At 62.3% G+C, this 18817-nt stretch carries 13 protein-coding genes and 1 pseudogene; 8 read left to right on the top strand and 6 right to left on the bottom strand.

The features are described from left to right. The first annotated feature begins 29 nt into the window (after positions 1-29). From B9G99_RS17335 to B9G99_RS06560, 4 genes and pseudogenes are all read left to right on the top strand, one after another. Positions 30-2249, top strand: a pseudogene (locus tag B9G99_RS17335) (outer membrane protein assembly factor BamB family protein). Between the two features lie 263 nt (positions 2250-2512). Next, the gene (locus tag B9G99_RS06570) at positions 2513-3376 is read left to right on the top strand and encodes an SDR family oxidoreductase (RefSeq protein WP_086621336.1); all 864 of its coding nucleotides are present in this window, start codon (positions 2513-2515) and stop codon (positions 3374-3376) included. Positions 3377-3526: 150 nt separating this feature from the next. After that, positions 3527-4780 carry a D-mannose isomerase gene (locus tag B9G99_RS06565; protein WP_086623334.1) on the top strand — a complete coding sequence of 418 codons (1254 nt, stop codon included), beginning with the start codon at positions 3527-3529 and terminating at the stop codon, positions 4778-4780. A 127-nt stretch (positions 4781-4907) separates the two neighbouring features. Next, positions 4908-6107 carry a PQQ-dependent sugar dehydrogenase gene (locus tag B9G99_RS06560; protein WP_086621335.1) on the top strand — a complete coding sequence of 400 codons (1200 nt, stop codon included), beginning with the start codon at positions 4908-4910 and terminating at the stop codon, positions 6105-6107. A gap of 72 nt (positions 6108-6179) precedes the next feature. On the opposite strand, the gene B9G99_RS06555 is transcribed toward B9G99_RS06560, so the two are convergent. Further along, positions 6180-6986, bottom strand: a complete 807-nt coding sequence (locus B9G99_RS06555) for an MBL fold metallo-hydrolase (RefSeq protein ID WP_086621334.1) — start codon at positions 6984-6986, stop codon at positions 6180-6182. A gap of 82 nt (positions 6987-7068) precedes the next feature. Continuing rightward, positions 7069-8898 (bottom strand): glycoside hydrolase family 15 protein, encoded by a 1830-nt coding sequence (locus tag B9G99_RS06550; RefSeq protein WP_086621333.1) that lies wholly within the window; start codon positions 8896-8898, stop codon positions 7069-7071. Positions 8899-9190: 292 nt separating this feature from the next. Between B9G99_RS06550 and B9G99_RS06545 the strand changes: the two genes are divergently transcribed. After that, positions 9191-9982: a sulfite exporter TauE/SafE family protein gene (locus tag B9G99_RS06545; RefSeq protein ID WP_086621332.1), complete on the top strand. Its 792-nt coding sequence runs from the start codon at positions 9191-9193 to the stop codon at positions 9980-9982. A 122-nt stretch (positions 9983-10104) separates the two neighbouring features. Next, a complete protein-coding gene (locus tag B9G99_RS06540; RefSeq protein WP_086623333.1) occupies positions 10105-11547 on the top strand; it encodes a YfcC family protein in 1443 nt (480 codons plus the stop codon). Positions 11548-11669: 122 nt separating this feature from the next. Here the strand turns inward: B9G99_RS06540 and B9G99_RS06535 are convergent, their stop codons facing one another. Beyond that, positions 11670-12431: a GntR family transcriptional regulator gene (locus tag B9G99_RS06535; RefSeq protein WP_086621331.1), complete on the bottom strand. Its 762-nt coding sequence runs from the start codon at positions 12429-12431 to the stop codon at positions 11670-11672. A 268-nt stretch (positions 12432-12699) separates the two neighbouring features. On the opposite strand from B9G99_RS06535, the gene B9G99_RS06530 reads away from it, so the two are divergent. Then, positions 12700-14394, top strand: coding sequence for an L-lactate permease (locus tag B9G99_RS06530; RefSeq protein ID WP_086621330.1), 1695 nt, complete (start codon positions 12700-12702; stop codon positions 14392-14394). Positions 14395-14446: 52 nt separating this feature from the next. Then, a complete protein-coding gene (lldD, locus tag B9G99_RS06525; RefSeq protein ID WP_086621329.1) occupies positions 14447-15601 on the top strand; it encodes an FMN-dependent L-lactate dehydrogenase LldD in 1155 nt (384 codons plus the stop codon). A gap of 68 nt (positions 15602-15669) precedes the next feature. Here the strand turns inward: lldD and B9G99_RS06520 are convergent, their stop codons facing one another. The 3 genes from B9G99_RS06520 to B9G99_RS06510 all read right to left on the bottom strand — a co-directional run bounded on the left by B9G99_RS06520 (position 15670) and on the right by B9G99_RS06510 (position 18817). Next, on the bottom strand, positions 15670-16272 hold the full coding sequence (locus B9G99_RS06520; protein WP_086621328.1) for a helix-turn-helix domain-containing protein: 603 nt from the start codon (positions 16270-16272) through the stop codon (positions 15670-15672). A 149-nt stretch (positions 16273-16421) separates the two neighbouring features. Then, a complete protein-coding gene (gene mmuM / locus B9G99_RS06515; protein WP_086621327.1) occupies positions 16422-17378 on the bottom strand; it encodes a homocysteine S-methyltransferase in 957 nt (318 codons plus the stop codon). Beyond that, entirely contained in the window at positions 17375-18817 is a 1443-nt protein-coding gene (locus tag B9G99_RS06510) for an amino acid permease (protein WP_227875964.1), read from the bottom strand. Before B9G99_RS06510 ends, mmuM begins: the two co-directional genes overlap by 4 nt.

Below are 18817 nucleotides of genomic sequence, written 5' to 3'. Positions count from 1 at the left end.
CGGTATTTACCCTGATCCCGCGGCTGGACATGGCCATACTGATCGCAGTCCCTGTCATGCTGCCCTGGGTGTGGCGGCGGCTGGGGCGTGATCGAATCAGCACCCTGCTTGCCCTTGTTCCGGGCATCGCCAGTCTCGTCCTGGTGATCATCGGCGTTGGCGTGGTGCTGACCATCCCGACCGTTGGCGGTAGCATGCCGGTCACGGCCCATGGCATCGATGCACAGGGCCAGACAGGCGATGAACCCACCTTTGAAAACGCCGATTTCGCCCTGCCCGGCGCCGAGGGCGTCGCACCCGGTGACTGGCGACATTATGGTCGTACGCTGGGGGGTAGCCGCTATTCACCGCTGGATCAGATCACCCCGGACAATGTCGGCCAGCTCAAGGAAGCCTGGCGTTATCAAAGTGGTGATCTGAAGTATGCCAGCAGCGGCGCGCCTCATTTTGCCGCCGAGTCCACACCGCTCAAGATCGATGACACCGTTTATACCTGTACGCCCAATGCCTGGATCGTGGCGCTGGATGCCGACAGCGGCGAGGAAAAGTGGGTCACCAAACCCGGTGACGTGGGTGCGAAGTACAACAACTTCGTCAACTGCCGCGGCGTGTCCTATTTTGAAGCGCCCGAGGACTATCGCGCTCCCGACGGCAGCCAGGCCTGCCGGACCCGCATCATTGCCCCCACCATGGGCCCCTTCATCACGGCTGTAGACGCCAGAACCGGTCAGCGCTGCGAAGACTTCGGCGATGACGGCTTCATCGATCTGCGCCAGAACATGGGCATTGTGCCGCCGGGCGGGCTGGTACAGACCTCGCCCCCGCTGGTAATGGATGGCGTTGTGGTCACCGGCGGCAACGTGCTGGACAACTGGTTCGTGGGCGAAGCCTCCGGCGTTATTCGCGGCTGGGACGCCGTGACCGGCTAGGAACGCTGGCACTGGGACCTGGGTCGCGATAACCCGACCGCCCCGCTGGCCGAGGGTGAGTTCTTTACCTCTCATACCCCCAACAGCTGGGGGATCATGACCGGGGATCCGAAGCTGGGCATCGTTTATGCCCCTACCGGCAATGCCACGCCCGACTACTGGGGTAAGAACCGCCGTCCGTTTGATGAGAAGTATTCCGGCGCCGTGGTCGCCCTGGACATCGGTGATGGGCACGAGCACTGGCATTTCCAGCAGGCCCATACCGATGTGTGGGACTACGATCTGCCGATCGCACCCTCACTGATCGAGTGGCCCGACAAAAATGCCGGTGGCGAGACCGGCACACGACCGGCGCTGGTGATGACCAACAAGCGCGGTCAGCTCTTTGTGCTTGACCGTCAAACCGGCGAGCCGCTGATCACTGTTGAGGAAAAGCCGGTCGATACCGGCCCTGAAAGCAGCTCCCTCAAGGACTGGCAGTCGCCGACCCAGCCCTACGCGACCAGCATGCCTGCCACCACGCCGCCGAAGCTGAAGGAAACCGACATGTGGGGGGCAACGCCCTTTGATCAGATGTGGTGCCGCATTCGGTTCAACGAGCTCTATTATGGCGGCGATGCCACGCCCCCGACCGAGCAGGGCTCACTGATGTACCCCACCTTTGACGGGGTTACCGACTGGTATGGCGCGGCGCTCACACCGGATGGCCACATGAGTCTGGTCTCCAACTATCTGCCTTTTGTCGGGACGCTGATCCCCCGCGCTGACGCCGACAAGCGCCTTGGCAAGGCGTGGGATGGCAAGGGCACGCCACCGCTGTTTCAGGGGGAAGGATCGCTCAAGCCTCAATACGGGCTGCCCTACGCCATTGATCTTCATCCCTTCCTGAGCCCGATCAAGGCGCCCTGCAACGCACCGCCCTGGGCGACGCTGTCACGCGTCAATCTGGCCAAACACCGGATCGAATGGACCGTCCCGTTGGGCGATACTCGCAAGACGGCCCCCTTCGGCTTCAAGCATGACCTGCCCCTGCCAACCGGTATCTTCTCGCTGGGCAGCGGCGTCAACACGAAGGGCGGGGTGGTCTTCATTACCGGGACGGCCGATCAGGTGCTGCGCGCCTTCGATCAGCAAAGTGGCGAAGAGCTCTGGTCGGTCGAGCTTCCGGCCGGGGCCCAGTCCACACCCAGCGTCTATCGAGGGAAGGACGGTCGCGAGTACGTGGTGGTGACCGCTGGCGGCCATCAGCCCATGGGCACGCAATATGGCGACTACACCATCGCCTGGGCACTGCCCGAGCGCGTCAGCCGCCAGCCGTGATGCGCCTTCGGCCCGTTTGACCGACAGGATCAACGGGCCGATGGCCTGGCACCATCGAACGCAGGCCCGATCGACCGGATGGCATGCCTGTCATTTCGGCCCTGCAGATCTGCAGGCAGGTCTTCCCTGGTGGGAAGACCTCTCTTGAACACGACACCCATCTGATTCCGATCGGCAAACAGGCCTGAATCATTGTGTCGTGAACACCGTTGAAGCCCCGGCTCTACGCTTTTTTATCCAACCCGCACGCAAGGAATGTCCCCATGGTCAGTAAAACCGAGATCCATGCTCAGCAGCAGGAACTGCCCGGCAAGGAAGGTCTGATGCAGCCGCCTGCAGAATTCATCCGCCCGGGGTATCGCGGCAGTGCAAAGCTTGAGGGCAAAATCGCTCTGATTACCGGCGCCGACAGTGGCATTGGCCGCTCGACGGCGATCCATTTCGCGCGTGAAGGCGCCGACGTCGCAGTGATGTACCTCAGTGAAGAGGACGATGCCCTGGAAACGCAGCGCCTGGTGGAAGCCGAAGGTCAGCGCTGCCTACTGATCGCGGGCGATATCCGCAATGCCGCCTTTTGTCGAGCATCAGTGCAAAAGGTGATCGACCATTTCGGAGGGCTCAACATTCTGGTCAACAACGCCGGAACTCAGCAGGTCAGCACCGATCTGACCGAGCTGAGCGACAAGCAGTGGGAGCAGACCTTCGCGACCAACATGCACGGCATGTTCTACCTGACCAAAGCCGCATTGCCGTATCTGGGCGAAGACGATGCGATTATCAATACCGCCTCAGTGAATGCCTATATCGGCCCCGACTTTCTGGTGGACTATAGTGCCACCAAGGGCGCGATCATCAGCTTTACCCGCTCGCTCTCCAATCAGGTGGTGGGACGCGGCATCCGGGTCAATGCGGTGGCTCCAGGGCCGGTCTGGACGCCGCTGCAGCCAGCGACGCTGGGTGCCCACGACCCGGAAATGCTCGAAGACTTTGGCGCCGAGACGCCAATGGGACGTGCCGCGCAGCCATGGGAGCTGGGACCGTGCTATGTTTTTCTGGCGTCGCTGGACGCGGCCTTCATGAGCGGTCAGACGCTGCACCCCAACGGTGGCGTTGTGGTCAACGGCTGAGGCCTGGCGCCTGGCCGGCAGACCGGGAGATGTTCACCGGTTCACGCGGGTCGGCCAGGGCGGCATGAACATTGACGTGCTCTGCCATCATCAATGATGACGGATATCTCACTCCCCTGGGCGAAGGAGGCCCTGACTCATATGCCCGGCATGACACCGAACCCCTTATCGTCTCGTGACAGCTGGCTCGAGCGCTCGGCGCACCATCACTGGCTTGAGATGGAAGGTCAGCGCCTTCTGGCCTTCTATCGCGCCTCGCGCCACCCAGAGTGCGGTTTTGCGGCACTGGACGAGCGCGGTCGCCTGCCGGACGATGCCCACCCCGACACCATGATCACCGCCCGCATGACGCACTGCTTCGCGCTGGCAGCCATGCGCGGCGAGCCCGGTGCCGCGCCACTGGTGGCCCACGGCGTGGCTGCCCTGCGCGGTGACCTGCACGATCACGAGCATGGCGGCTGGTATGGCGAGCGCCCGCGTGACGGCGAGACGCAGACCAAGCAGGCCTATATCCACGCCTTTGTGGCGCTGGCCGCAGCCAGCGCCTGGCAGTCCGGACACGAAGACGCCGGCCCGCTGCTGGATGACATCCTCGAAGTGCTTGAGACGCGCTTCTGGGATGAAGGCGAGGGCCGGCTGCGTGAAGGGTTCTCACGTGACTGGTCCGAGGATGAAGCCTACCGCGGCGGCAACAGCAACATGCACGCCACCGAAGCCTTTTTGCAGCTCGCCGACGTGCTCGACGAGGGCAAGTGGCGCCAGCGCGCCCTGTCGATTGTCGAGAAGATCATTCACGCCCATGCCCGGCCCAACGACTATCGCGTGATCGAGCATTTCGACAGCCACTGGCAGGAGTGGCGCGACTACAACCAGGACAAGCCCGGCGACCCGTTTCGCCCTTACGGTGCCACACCCGGGCACGCCTTTGAATGGGCACGGCTTTTGCTGCACCTTGAGGGCAGCCTTTTGCGCCACGGCGAGACCACACCGGGCTGGCTGATCGAAGACGCCCGCGGCCTGTTTCAAAGCGCCACCGCGCTTGCCTGGCATGTCGATGGCGCACCGGGGCTGGTCTACACCCACGACTGGGATAACCAGCCGGTGGTCCACGAGCGCATGCATTGGGTCGTGGCCGAGGCAGCCGCCACCGCGGCCATGCTGCTCAAGCGCACCGGAGACGTCGGCTACGAGCGCTGGTATCGCTGCTTCTGGGACTATATCGATCGTTTCATGATTGATCGCGAGCAGGGCAGCTGGCATCAGGAAGTGGATCGCAACAATCATCCCTCGAGCACTGTCTGGTCCGGCAAGTCGGATCTCTACCATGCCTACCAGGCCACGCTGTTGCCCCGTCTGCCGCTGGCACCGACCATGGCGCGAGCGATTGCCGACGGCCTGCTGTAGCCCTGCCGGTGCGATGTCCGGCCCTTCGGCTTGAGCCGGAACTGAAGGCGCCGGGCATCCATACGACGAGCATGCGAGGCTGAAATCGACCCAACAATATCGATATCAGCCCTTTGGGAGAGTGCCCATGCGTGTCGCGTCGTTTCTGTCCTCTGCTGCTGCCCTGATGCTCGCCTCGCCGGTCGTGGCCGAACCGGTCCCCACCGGCCCACCCAACGCCCCCTCACAGACACCGGCCTTCGAGCAGCAGACCCGCGCCCCGCAGATCGAAGACACGACCAGGCTCGAGACAACCACCGTGGCCGACGGGCTTGAACTCCCCTGGGGACTCGCCTTTCTGCCCGGCGGCGATCTGCTGGTGACCGAGCGCCCGGGTCGGCTACGACGTATCACGCCGGACGGCGAGGTATCGGCACCGATCGAGGGCCTGCCTGAGGTGGATGCAAGAGGCCAGGGCGGCCTGCTCGATGTCAGTCTGGCGCCGGACTTTGCCGACAGCCGCCTTGTCTATCTCAGTTACGCAGAGCCTCGCGGCAACGGCGACAATGCCACCGCCGTGGCGCGCGGCAGGCTTTCCGAGGACAGCACACGCCTGACCGACGTGGAGACCGTTTTCCAGCAGCAGCCGGCCTGGGACTCCACCAAACACTTTGGCTCAAGGCTTGTCTGGGATACCGATGGCACGCTCTGGATCACGCTCGGCGAGCGCTCACTGGTCGAGCCGCGCCAGCGGGCCCAGACGCTGGATAACACGATCGGCAAGGTGGTCAGGGTCAACGCCGATGGCTCGATACCCGATGACAACCCCTTTGTGGGTCGCGATGGAGCGCAGGGCGAGATCTGGTCACTGGGGCATCGCAATATTCAGGGCGCGGCCCGACATCCGGAGACCGGCACGCTCTGGACCATCGAACACGGGCCGAAAGGCGGCGACGAGCTTAACCGCCCCGAGCCCGGCCTCAACTACGGCTGGCCGGTAATCACCTACGGGGAAGACTATTCCGGTGCGGCCATCGGGGAAGGCATCACCCAAAAGGCGGGCATGGAACAGCCGATCTATTACTGGGACCCGGTCATTGCCCCGGGCGACATGACCTTTTATACCGGCGATCAGTTTGACGGCTGGCAAAACAGTCTGGTGATCGCCTCGCTCAAGCCCGGCGGGATTGTTCGGCTCACGCTGGACGACAACCGCGTGACCGGCGAGGCCCGCTATCTGGAAGGGCTCGGGCGGGTGCGCGATGTCGATCAGGGCCCGGATGGCGCCCTGTGGGTGCTGACCGATAAACGCGATGGCGCACTGATTCGCGTGCAACCGCAGAAATAATCACGTTCAGGGTAAAAAAAGCGCTCCGCCATTCGTTGAATGGCGGAGTGCGGCCGTCTGCAGGGCCTGTGGCTACCCGGGAATCTGCTCGAGCGCCAGGCAGTAGCGCTTGACCGAAGACTGCACCACCTGCCCGGCGTTGCTGCGAATCTCGCTGCCCTGGAAGGCACAGAAAAGCGCGTCAAACTCGAGCGTGGCCAGCGTCTCGCCCATCGCCTTGACGGTGGCTGCCGGCAGCGGGATGTTGTTGGGATAGGACCACATGAACGAGGCTTTCCCATCCGGTGTCACCAGCAGCGTGTCACCGCCCAGCAGCAGTTGCTGCGCCGGGTAGTGCAGCACGCTGGCGCCCGGAAAATGCCCCCCCAGGCGGTAAACATGCACCCCCGGCAGCACGTCGAGCCGGTCACCGGACCAGAACGACAGCCGATCGGAAGGCCGCATGACCCATTCACGGTCATCACCATGCAGATACAGCGGGCAGTCAAATACCTCGGCCCAGCGGGCCATGGTGCTGTAGTAGTGCGGATGGGAAATCGCGATGGCCGCCAGCCCTCCAAGCCCCTGAATCAACTGAGCCGTGGCGTCATCCAGCAGGCTGAGACAGTCCCACAGCACATTGCCATGAGGTGTCTGCAATAAAAGCGCCCGCTGACCAATGCCGAACTTCGGGGTGCTGCGAAGGCTCAAGAGCCCGGGCGCGAGCTGCTCGAACGTATTGGCATGCTGCGCCAGAAGCGTCTCGGGCGTCACCCAGCGCTGCCCACCCGCCGGCACATACTGACGCTCGTCCTCACAGATCGGACATCGCCTTGGGGGATGTTCCAGGGCGTCATACTGCACACCACAGGTCGCACATAAAAAGCCCTTTTCGAGCATGCCTTGCCCTCCCTGAATCCGTCATCGCATGGCATGAAACGCCATCACATCATGGTTTGGTCACGACCAACATTACCTCGAATCATGTTGTTGAGGGCGCATTATCGATCACACGGCCTGACAGGGCATTGGCGGCACAGATCTGGGCCAGATGACTGAGGCCCTGGGGCACGTTGCCCAGATGCTCGCCGGTCGAGGGATCGACCATTTCGGTCAGAAGCCCCAGATTGCCATTGGTGGCCTCAAGCGCCTCATCCATCAGTGCACGAGCCTCTTCCTGCTCGCCCAGTGCCGCCAGCGCCTCGACCATCCAGAAGGAGCAGGCGACAAAGGCGCCCTCTTCTTCGTGAACGCCGGAGTAGCGATAGATCAGCGCGCCACGTCCCAGCTCCTGTCGAATGGCGCGATAGGTCGAGAGCATTCGCGCTCGATTGACCTCGGCACCAAAGCGATGGGTCAGACACAGGGCGGCGTCCAGCCCCTCTACACCCTCATGGAGGACGTAGGCCCCACGTGCCTCGGACCAGCAGTGCGTCTCCACCCATTCGGCAATGCGCTGTCTTTCCCGCTCCCAGCGCTTTTTCCAGGTCGGTTCGATATGGCCCTGCTCCGCCAGCTGTACGGCATGTGTCAGCGCCAGCCAGCAGCTCATCTTGGAGTGCGTGTAGTGCTGATAGTCACCGGGCAGCTCCCAGATGCCGGCATCCCGCACGCGCCAGCGATCGGCGCACTGATTGGCCAGATCCCCCAGCAACCGGGCGGTATCAAGGTCGATGATGTGGCCGGCATCGATGAACAGCGTCGCCGTGGTCAGCAGGTCGCCATACATGCCCAGCTGAATCTGATCGCGGGCATTGTTGCCGACCCGCACCGGTTTTGACCCCTTGTAGCCGGTCAGCGCCGGATAGCTCTCGGCCGGAATCAGCTCCCCCGTGAGCGTGTAGCACACGCGCATGTCGGGGCCATGTTGGCGGATGGTTCGGGTCAGCCAGGAAAAGGCGGCCTGGGACTCCTCGATCGCGCCGGCATGCACGAACGCCTTGATCACCAGGCAGGCATCGCGCACCCAGGCGTAGCGATAGTCATAATTCTTGTCGCCCCCCAGCCGCTCGGGCAGGGAGGTGGTCGCCGCCGCCGCAATCGCCCCGCTGGGCGAATAGAGCAAAAACTTGAGCGCCAGCGCCGAGCGATGGACCCATTCGGGGTAGTCGCCATGAAAGCTCAGCTTGTCGATCCAGTCACGCCAGGCAAAGTCGCTGACATCAATCCGCTCATCGATACTCTCGATGGACGGCACCGCCAGCGGCTGTCCTGAGGTGGCCAGCAGGGCCACCAGCGAGCGCTGACCTTCACGGCTCACAAGGGTGGCGCGAGCATACCGGTCACAGCATTCATCAATCTCGACATCGTCCGAGCAGCGCAGCATCGCCATCAAATGGCCAATGTTGTACACCCGACCGATGGTCGTCTCCTGCAGCCACGGGCTGACCGTTTCGGTATGAGTGCCGGCATGAAAGCAGATATCAAACGTGACCTCGCCCTCAAGCCCCTCCACACGACGGGCCAGCTCGCACCAGGGCAGACGCCCGGCGGTATTGCTGTTGATCGACTCGGTCACCCGTGCCTGTCCATCCCGGGTGATGAAGGTCGTCTCCAGCACATTGCTGTTGTGGCGATAGTGGCGCTCGACGCGATAATCCCCGCGCGGGGTGAGCGAAAAGTATCCCCCCAGTTCGGGTTCGAGCAGACGATCAAACAGCGGCGGGGAATCCATGCTCGGCGCGCACCACCAGTCGATGGCACCATCCAGCGCAATCAATGCCACCGAGCGCCCCTCGCCGATGGCGGCGTAGTCCCCCAGTGGCGCAAATCCCGCTTCTCGAGCAGGATTGGCAACCTGTCTTTTGGTCATGGATCAACACTTCCTTGATATGAAACGCCACATGCCCTGCATGACCCGCGCAGACCTGCGGCCGTGCAGGGGCCATCCGTCAGGCGCACGAATGGAAAAAATAAACGTGGATTAACCCTTACTGTGGACGTGCCGGCGTCATCGCGCCAATGTCGTTGCCTGATCCCGAGCCCGAACATGTCGTCGCGGCAGGCAACGATCCCTACAGTGCCGCGACCTGAGACACTATGCTTGTCGGTATGCCTGACCGGTCTCACGCCGGCGCCCTTCTTCTGATGACAGTGGACTTCGCATGATCTTTCTTCTTTATCTCGCACTCGGCGTCGTGGCCGGCATTCTGGCGGGGCTTTTTGGCGTAGGCGGCGGCCTGATCATCGTGCCGGTGCTGATCTACAGCTTTACCCTGCAGGGCGTTGATCCCGCGGTCATGACCCATCTGGCCGTGGGAACCTCACTGGCCACCATCGTCTTCACCTCGCTCAACTCGATTCATGGTCATCACCGTATGGGCGCCACGCGCTGGCCGCTGGTGGGCTGGATGAGCATCGGGATCGTGGTCGGCTGTGCGCTGGGCGCGCTGACCGCCTCCTGGATTCCGGGCAATGACCTGCAGACGGTGATCGGCGTGTTTGCCATCGCCATGGCGATCCAGATTGCCTTCAACCTGCGTCCCAAGGGCGGCGGCACCGACTATCGACCGCCGGGCAAACCCTGGCTGATTGGTGGCGGCACGATCATCGGCTGGGCCTCGGCCATCTTTGGCATTGGTGGCGGCTCACTGACGGTGCCGTTTCTTTTGTGGCGCAACCTGCCGGCCCAGCAGGCGGTCGGCACCTCGGCGGCCTGCGGTCTACCGATCGCCGTTGCCGGCGCGCTGTCCTTCATGTGGTTTGGTCACGGCCATGATGATCTGCCCGCCTGGAGCATCGGCTATGTCTATCTACCGGGCATGGTGGGCATTGCCCTGACCAGCATGGTGTCAGCACGGATCGGCGTGCGGTTGGCCCATCGGCTATCCCCCACACTCCTGAAGCGCCTCTTTGCCGCGCTGCTGCTGGTGATCGGCCTTAATTTCCTGATATAGCCGGGATCATCGTCCATCGTCCGATGCCGACTTTCGTCGGATGACAAGTTGTGAAACTATCAGGGGGCGGGCGTCCCCTTCGGGGCGCCCTGACACCCAACCAAGAACAACGAGTCATGACCATGTCACAGGATCTTTCCCGGAACCCATCGGCGCGCCCACCAAAGAAACGTTCGTTTCAGATTCCGCATATTTACGCCATTCTTTTCATCTTTATTCTGCTGGCGGGCCTGGCCACCTGGCTGATTCCGGCCGGCGCCTACAATACCGTGCCCGGCCCCAACGGCCGCACCACCATTGATGCCGCATCCTTTCACTGGGTCACGCCCAGCCCTGCCGGACCGACCGAACTGCTGCTGGCCATTCCACGCGGGCTGCTTGGTGCCGGTGAAGTGGTGTTTTTCACGCTCTTGATCGGCGGCATGTTTGCGGTGCTGCGCCGCACCGGCATCATCGAACTGGGGGTCGATCACCTGACCCGTCATTTCGCCGGTCGCAGCCTGTGGGTGATTCCGGTTTTGATGGTGCTGTTTGGCGTACTGGCCACCATCATCGGTACCCAGGAGCTGTCGCTGGTCTATGTGCCGGTGATTCTACCGCTTCTGATCGCCCTGCGCTTTGACTCCATCACCGCCGCCGCCATTGCCCTTTGCGCCACCACGGCAGGCTTTGCTGCCGGCGTGATCAACCCGATCAACACCGGCCTGGCCCAGCAGCTTTCAAGCCTGCCGCTCTACTCGGGGTTTGGTCTGCGCCTGATCGCGCTGGTGGCCATGCTGGCCGTGGCCATCTTCTGGGTGATTCGCTACGCCCGGGGGGTGCGGGACAACCCCGAGGCCAGCCTGGTCCACGACGAAGCCGATGAGCAGCAAAAACGCGCGCGCTACCAGCACGCCCTCAACGAGGTCACGGCCCCCGCTACCGGGCGTCAAAAGCTCTGCATTGTGGTCACGCTCGCCCTGTTCGGCGTGCTGGTATACGGCGTGCTCGGACGCGGCTGGTTCATGTCGGAAATGGCCGGGCTCTTTATTGTCATGGGCGTTGCCGCCGGTCTGGTCGCCGGGCTGAAGATCGACGAGATCTGCGAGGGCTTCAACGAGGGCTTTCGGGACGTGCTGATGGGCGCCATGATTGCCGGCATCGCCCGCGCCGTCGCCGTGGTACTCGAAGATGGCCAGGTACTCGACACCATGGTCCATGGGCTGGGGCATCTGGTTGGCGGACTGCCCACGGCACTGTCGGCACTGGGCATGTATCTGGCCCAGCTCGGCTTCAACTTCGTGGTGCCCTCGGGCAGCGGCCAGGCGCTGGTGACCATGCCGATCATGGCACCGCTGGCCGATGTGGTGGGTGTGACCCGTCAGACCGCCGTGCTGGCCTATCAGCTCGGCGATGGCATCGGCAATATTCTCTATCCCACCTCGGGCTACTTCATGGCCACGCTCGCGCTGGCGGGCGTGCCCTGGCAAAAATGGGTGCGCTTTTTCCTGCCGCTGTTCGGTCTCTGGGTACTGGTTGCGATTGTGCTTTTGATTGTCGCCCAGGCCAGCGGCTGGCACGGCTGATGCCGACTCGGCTCAAGCCCTGAGCCGTCAGGCTCCTGTGGCATCAAAAAAGGCGACCTCCGGGGTCGCCTTTTTAATGATGTAGCGCAGGGCGGCATGTCAGAAACGGAACTGGCGCCGAGTCAACTTCGGCGACGGGCGCGGGCCATGCGCTGTGCCTCGGCATGAACTTCTGCCAATACCTCTTGCACGTAGTGGATATGACGCTGAGCGACCTCGCGTGCCGCCTCGGGCTGTCGACTCATGACCGCCTCAAACAGCTCAAGATGCTGGCTCGAGAGAATCTCGCGGGTTTCGACACGCTGGGCATACATCCCGCCGATATTGGTCACCACGTTACGCTTGAGCAGATCAAAAAGCCCACGAATCGTATGCAACAGCACGCCGTTATGGCTGGCCTCGGCAATCGCCAGATGAAACCCCGCATCCGCTGCCCCCTCTTCAGCCTGCGTGGTCGGCCCCACGTTCTGATAGCAGTGCTGTAGCCGATCAAAGGCGGCCTGCAGTCGCTCACGATCCGGTTCCGTGGCGCGCTGTGCGGCATAAAACGCACAGGCCCCTTCCAGCGTATGCCGGAACTCAAGGAGATCCCGCTGGGCGTCGGGGCTATTTTCCAGTAACAGCAGCAACGGGTCACTAAAGGTTGCCCCCAGCGAAGGCGTCACGTAAGTGCCACCACCCTGTCGGCTGCTGAGCAGCCCGTTGGCCGTCAGGCGCTGAATGGCCTCACGCAATGAGGGCCTGGAAACGCCGAACTGTTCGGCCAGCGCCCGTTCTGCCGGCAATCGTTCGCCCGGCTTGAGGGTGCCCTCGAGAATCATCGACTGTAGCTGCTCGACAATGCCATCCGCCAGCCTGCGATGGCGAACCTGACCGACTTCCATACCCTTTCTCCAATTGGTCTTACCAATTTTATATTAAGCACTATTTCACAATGAAACGACAAGCATCATGAACCAAAGTAGCAACCGGGTTTCATTGACCCTCTAATTGAAAGCCCCTTACTCTCCACTGCCTGCGCATTAGCACAGGTTAAATTGGTAATACCAATTATCTGACAAGCCCAACAAGAAATGGAGCAATGCTCATGACTCGCCAGCCTGCCGTGATATTTCTGCCCCATCCTGCTCTTGACCACATGGAGGGATGAACATGACACCCGGTCTGCTTGCCCTGCTCGCCATTGCGCCCATTATCGTTGCCGGCATACTGCTGATCGGCCTGCGCTGGCCCGCCAGCCGCGCCATGCCGGTGGTCTATCTGCTCAGCGTGCTGATTGCCCTGTCTGGCTGGAGCATGAGCTTCGAGCGCGTGCTCGCGTCCACGCTGCAGGGGCTGATCATCACCATTGGCGTGCTCTGGATCATTTTCGGCGCCATCCTGCTGCTTAACACGCTGCAGCACTCGGGCGCGATCAGGGCGATTCATGCCGGCTTTACCACCATCAGCCCAGATCGTCGCGTACAGGCCATCATCATTGCCTGGCTGTTTGGCAGCTTCATCGAAGGCGCCTCCGGCTTTGGGACCACGGCCGCCATTGCCGCACCGCTGCTGGTCGCCATGGGCTTTCCTGCCATGGCGGCCGTGCTGATGGGCATGCTGGTACAGAGCACCCCGGTCTCCTTTGGCGCCGTGGGCACCCCCATTGTCATTGGCGTTACGACCGGGCTGGACAGCGTGACCCTGACCGATCAACTCATCGCGCGCGGCTCAAGCTGGGAGCTCTTTTTACAGCAGATCACCAACGGTACCGCGATCACCCACGCCATTGTCGGCACCGTCATGCCGCTGATCATGGTATTGATGCTGACGCGCTTTTTCGGCGAAAAGAAAAGCTGGAAGGCCGGTTTCGAGATTCTGCCCTTTGCGCTGTTTGCAGGGCTTGCGCTGACCATCCCCTACCTTGTGACCGGTATTTTCCTCGGGCCGGAATTCCCCTCCCTGCTGGGCGGTCTGGTGGGCCTGGTCATCGTCGTGACCGCCGCCCGACTGCGCTTTCTGACGCCCAGAACCACCTGGGACTTTGCCGATCGCAGGGATTGGCCAACCGAGTGGATCGGTACGCTACAGGTCAAGATCGATGATCTCACCGCCCGCCCCATGAGCCAGTGGCTGGCCTGGCTGCCCTATGTATTGGTCGGCGCCTTGCTGGTCATCAGCCGCGTCTTCCCCGAGGTGACCACGGCGCTGAAGTCGCTGAGTTTTGGCATGAGCAATATCCTGAACGAGGAGGGCATCAGTGCCAGCGTCGAGCCGCTGTTTCTGCCCGGTGGCATCCTGGTGTTCGTGGCACTTCTGACCGTGGTGCTTCATCGCATGCGTCTGCGCGCGCTCGGCGCGGCGATCAGCGAGTCGGGTCAGGTGCTGCTCAAGGCCGGCTTTGTGCTGCTGTTTACCGTGCCCATGGTTCGTATTCTGATCAACTCGGGCATCAATGCCGCCGACCTTCCCAGCATGCCGATTGCAATGGCGCGCTACATGGCCGATAGCGTCGGCAGCATCTATCCATTGCTGGCTCCCACCATCGGGGCCATGGGTGCCTTTCTGGCCGGCTCCAATACCGTCAGCAACATGATGTTCAGCCAGTTCCAGTTCGGTGTCGCCGAAACCCTGGGTATTTCAGGCGCGTTTATCGTCTCCATTCAGGCCGTGGGCGCTGCGGCGGGCAACATGATCGCGATTCACAACATCGTGGCGGCCTCGGCCACGGTCGGATTGATCGGTCGTGAAGGCATCACGCTTCGCAAGACGATCTGGCCCACCCTCTACTACGTGATTTTTACCGGCATCATCGGTCTGGTGGCCTGCTATGCGCTGGGGATCAAGGACCCACTCATGGGCAGCTAATCGGCCGCTGCATGAAGACCTGACACATCGCTTCCTTTTTTCGGGGTCCAACATGATCATCTCAGCTTCAACAGACTATCGCGCGGCAGCACGACGCCGGCTGCCACCCTTTCTGTTTCACTATCTCGACGGAGGTGCCTACGCCGAGTACACCATGCGACGTAACGTGGACGATCTTGGCAGTGTCGCTCTACGTCAGCGCGTATTGAGAAACATGTCCAGCCTGAGCCTTGAAACCGAGCTGTTTGGTGAGCGTCTGGCCATGCCGGTGGCACTCGCCCCTGTCGGCCTGTGTGGCATGTATGCCCGTCGTGGCGAGGTACAGGCCGCCACGGCCGCAGCAGAAAAGGGCATTCCCTTCACCCTGTCGACCGTCTCGGTGTGCTCGATCGAGGAAGTCGCCGCCGAGCTGTCCCGCCCCATGTGGTTTCAGCTCTATGTACTCAAGGACCGGGGGTTCATGAAAAATGCCCTCGAGCGCGCCTGGGCGTCAGGCGTTCGCACGCTGGTCTTTACCGTGGACATGCCAACGCCCGGGGCCCGCTATCGTGACGCGCATTCCGGCATGAGCGGCAAACACGCCGCCCTTCGCCGCATGTGGCAAGCGTTGACCCATCCGCTCTGGGCCTGGGATGTCGGCCTGCACGGCCGTCCTCACGATCTGGGCAACATTTCTGCCTACCGTGGCCATCCGACGGGGCTTGAAGATTATATTGGCTGGCTGGCCAAAAACTTCGATCCCTCCATTTCCTGGCAGGATCTGGAGTGGATTCGCGATTTCTGGCAAGGCCCCATGATCATCAAGGGCATTCTCGATCCGGAAGATGCCCGGGATGCCGTGCGCTTTGGCGCCGATGGCATTGTCGTCTCCAACCACGGCGGGCGACAGCTTGACGGCGTGCTTTCAAGCGCTCGTGCGTTGCCGGAGATCGCCAGTGCGGTCAAGGGAGAGCTCAAGATCCTTGCCGACTCGGGGATTCGCAATGGTCTTGATGTGGTCCGCATGATTGCGCTGGGCGCAGATACGGTGCTGCTGGGCCGCGCCTTTATCCATGCGCTGGCCACCCACGGCCGGGCCGGCGTGGTGAACCTGCTGGAACTGATCGAAAAGGAGATGCGTGTGGCCATGACGCTGACGGGGGCCAGCACCATCAGTGACATCACAAGTGATGTTCTGGTACCGCAGTCCGGCTCGGTCATCGACTAGTCCACTCATGTTCTGTCATTAAAAAGGCGACCTCCGGGGTCGCCTTTTTTTGATGGCTCGTGACGCAATTATTCGGCAAAGCGACGCTCGGTCTGCCATCCCTTGTTGGTCAGGACCATCATGGCGCGCTTGTGATGGGTGTCTTCAAGACCTTCCAGACCGCCCTTGTAGGCCTTTTGCAGGCTGTCATCCTCGGCCCAGTCGGGCAGGTCATCGATCCGGTAGCTGTAGCGAACGTGGGAGACGGTGTAGCCGCCGTCGATGGCCTGGGCCGGCGTGAAGCTGTCGATGCCTTCGACGCGCACCTTGCCAAAGCAGAAGCCGCCCTGCTCGAGCCCCTGCTCGCGGGCATAGAGCTTACGGCCTTCATCGGTGAGCTTGTAGCGCTGGCGTCCATCGCTCATGGCTTCACGCTCGAGCAGCCCGGCTTTCGCGAGCGCATCGGCGCGCTTGACGCGGTCAGCAAGCTCCGGATGTTCGCTGACAGCGCGCTTGTCGACCACAAACGGCAACCGCGGTGCGGGCGCCTCCAGACAGACCGCCGGCCCCATGTTGCCGATATCGTCCTGCAGTGCCGAACGGAAGTTACCTTCGCTGGCTTCCTGATGATCACCACAGGCACTCAAAAGGGCTGCCAGCGGCAAGAGTGCCAGCACGCGATATGACGTCATCACCATGACTCCTGATCAAACTTGAATTCGGTAGGCCTGCCCGAAAGCGTAGCCCCTTTATCGCTGTCCTGCGGTCAGAGCGGCAAATGGCAGGACGAAAAAATGCCCGCCGAAGGGCGGGCATTATCATCACTCACGGGCTCGAAAAATCAAAGTCCGGCACGAAAGGCCGCAATTGACCGAATATCCTCGGGCGTGGTGCGACAGCAGCCGCCGATCAGACGTGCGCCGCGCGCGTACCACTGCGCAGCCTGCTCACCAAAACCGGCGCCGTGGGCGACATCACAGCCGCCCTGCCAGGTCTTGCTGGTCGCGTCATAGGTTTCGCCCGAGTTGGGATAAACGATCAGCGGCTTGTCGGTCACGGCCGACATCTGCTCAAGCAGCGACGGGATGTGTTCGAGTGCGGTGCAGTTGACGCCCAGCGCGGCCACCTGCGGCTGGTCATTGAGCCAGCGGGCACATTCGGCGATCGGCGTGCCTTCACTGATGTGCTCGCCGTCACGGGCGGTAAAGGTGATCCAGGCGCTCATGTCGGGAAATTCCCGCAGCACCGTGACCAGGGCTTTCGCTTCGACGAGCGAGGGCAGGGTTTCACAGGCCAGTACGTCAGCACCAGCCGCCGCCAGGGCGGCCAGGCGGGCACGATGAAAGGCCACCAGCCCGGCCTCATCGATATCATAGTGGCCACGGTACTCCGAGCCGTCGGCCAGGTACGCCCCATAGGGGCCGACCGAGGCCGCCACCAGCGGCCTTGGCCGCCCTTCGTGACCGCCCTCATTCCAGAAATCATCACGTGCCTCGGCCGCCAGGCTGACCGAACGCGTGATCAGCTCAAGCGCCTCGGCCTCGCTCATGCCGCGAGCCATATAACCCTCAATGGTGGCCTGATAGCTTGACGTGATGGCGATATCGGCACCGGCGCGGAAGTAATCAAGATGCACCTGGCGGATCAGGTCGGGGGTTTCTGCCAGCACGCGTGCCGACCAGAGGCTGTCGTTAAGGTCACAGCCGCGCGCTTCAAGTTCAGTGGCCAGCGCCCCGTCAACGATCAGCAGCGGGTGATCGAGCAGGGCCCGGGCGATGGGATCGGTCGTGGTGGTCATGAGGTCTCCGTCACGGCAGAGGAATCGGTCCCGTCCTTGCGGCGCGGGTCAGTGAGATAAAAGGCCAGATAGCACACCGCAATGAAGGGAATGCCGCAGTAGAGTGCGATGCGCTGGGTGGGATCAAAGGCGATCCCGACAAAACAGAGCAGACAGGCGATAAAGGCGCCCAGCGGCACCCAGGGATAAAAGGGCGCGCGATAACCCAGCGTGGCCGGGTCGCCACCGCCGCGCACGAACTGGCGGCGAAAGCAAAGCTGGCTGACGGCAATGCTCATCCAGACGGCCACCACCGCAAAGCCGGAAATCGACACCAGCACCAGATAGAGCGTATCGGCCGCAAAGACACTGGAGAGCAGGGCCAGAAGCCCGCCCAGCATGCTGAACAGCAGCGCATTGAGCGGGATGCCGCCGCGGGTGACACGGGCAAACATCGAGGGCAGGGTGCGCTGCTCGCCCAGCGACCACAGCATGCGCGAGGCCGCATACAGCCCCGAGTTGGCCGCTGACAATAGCGCCGTGATGATCACGAAGTTCATGATGTCGCCGGCATGAGGGATGCCGGTCATGGCAAAGACCGTGACGAACGGGCTTTCGACCAGACCTGCCTGCTCACGCGGCAGCATCGCGGCAATCACCACGATGGTGCCGACAAAAAAGACCACCAGCCGCCAGAGGGTGGCGCGAATGGCGCGCGGCACGTTCTTTTCCGGGTCCTCGGTTTCACCGGCGGCAATGCCGATCAGCTCGGTACCGGAGAAGGCAAAGCTGACCGCCAGCATGGTGACCAGAATCGGCATGACGCCGGTCGGAAAGAAGCCTTCGCGGGTGAGGTTGTGAAACATCGGTGCCGGCTGCCCTTCCGGCCCGGCGAGACCGAAAATCGCCGCGCCGCCGACGATAATGAAGATCACCACGGTAGCGACCTTGATCAGCGACAGCCAGAACTCGGTCTCGGCAAAGATCTTCGGCGTAAAGGCGTTGGTCAGGAAAACAATCAGCGCAAAGATCGCACTCCAGATCCAGATCGGCACGTCGGGAAACCATTTCGCCATCAAAAGGCCCGAGGCCGTGAACTCCGAACCCAGCGCGACCGTCCAGGTCAGCCAGTAGAGCCAGGCCACCGTATAACCGGTACCGGGGCCAATATAGCGGGTGGCGTGCGCGCTGAAGGCACCGGTTTCCGGCATGTGCACGGACAGCTCGCCCAGACACATCATCACCAGATAGACCACCACGCCACCGATCAGGTAGGCAAGAATTGCCCCCATGGGGCCGGCCTGATTGACGGTATAGCCCGAGCTCAGAAAAAGCCCGGTCCCGATCACACCGCCCAGTGACAGCATCACCAGGTGGCGCGACTGCATGCTGCGCTTGAAATCGCGGGACGTGCCGCGGGGCTCCGGAATGTCCGGGCCATCGGATGACGATCTGCTCAT

The sequence above is a fragment of the Kushneria konosiri genome, assembly GCF_002155145.1.
GTDB lineage: Bacteria > Pseudomonadota > Gammaproteobacteria > Pseudomonadales > Halomonadaceae > Kushneria > Kushneria konosiri.
Note: the sequence above shows the minus strand (reverse complement) of the source record. Positions and strands in the feature narration are given on the sequence as shown.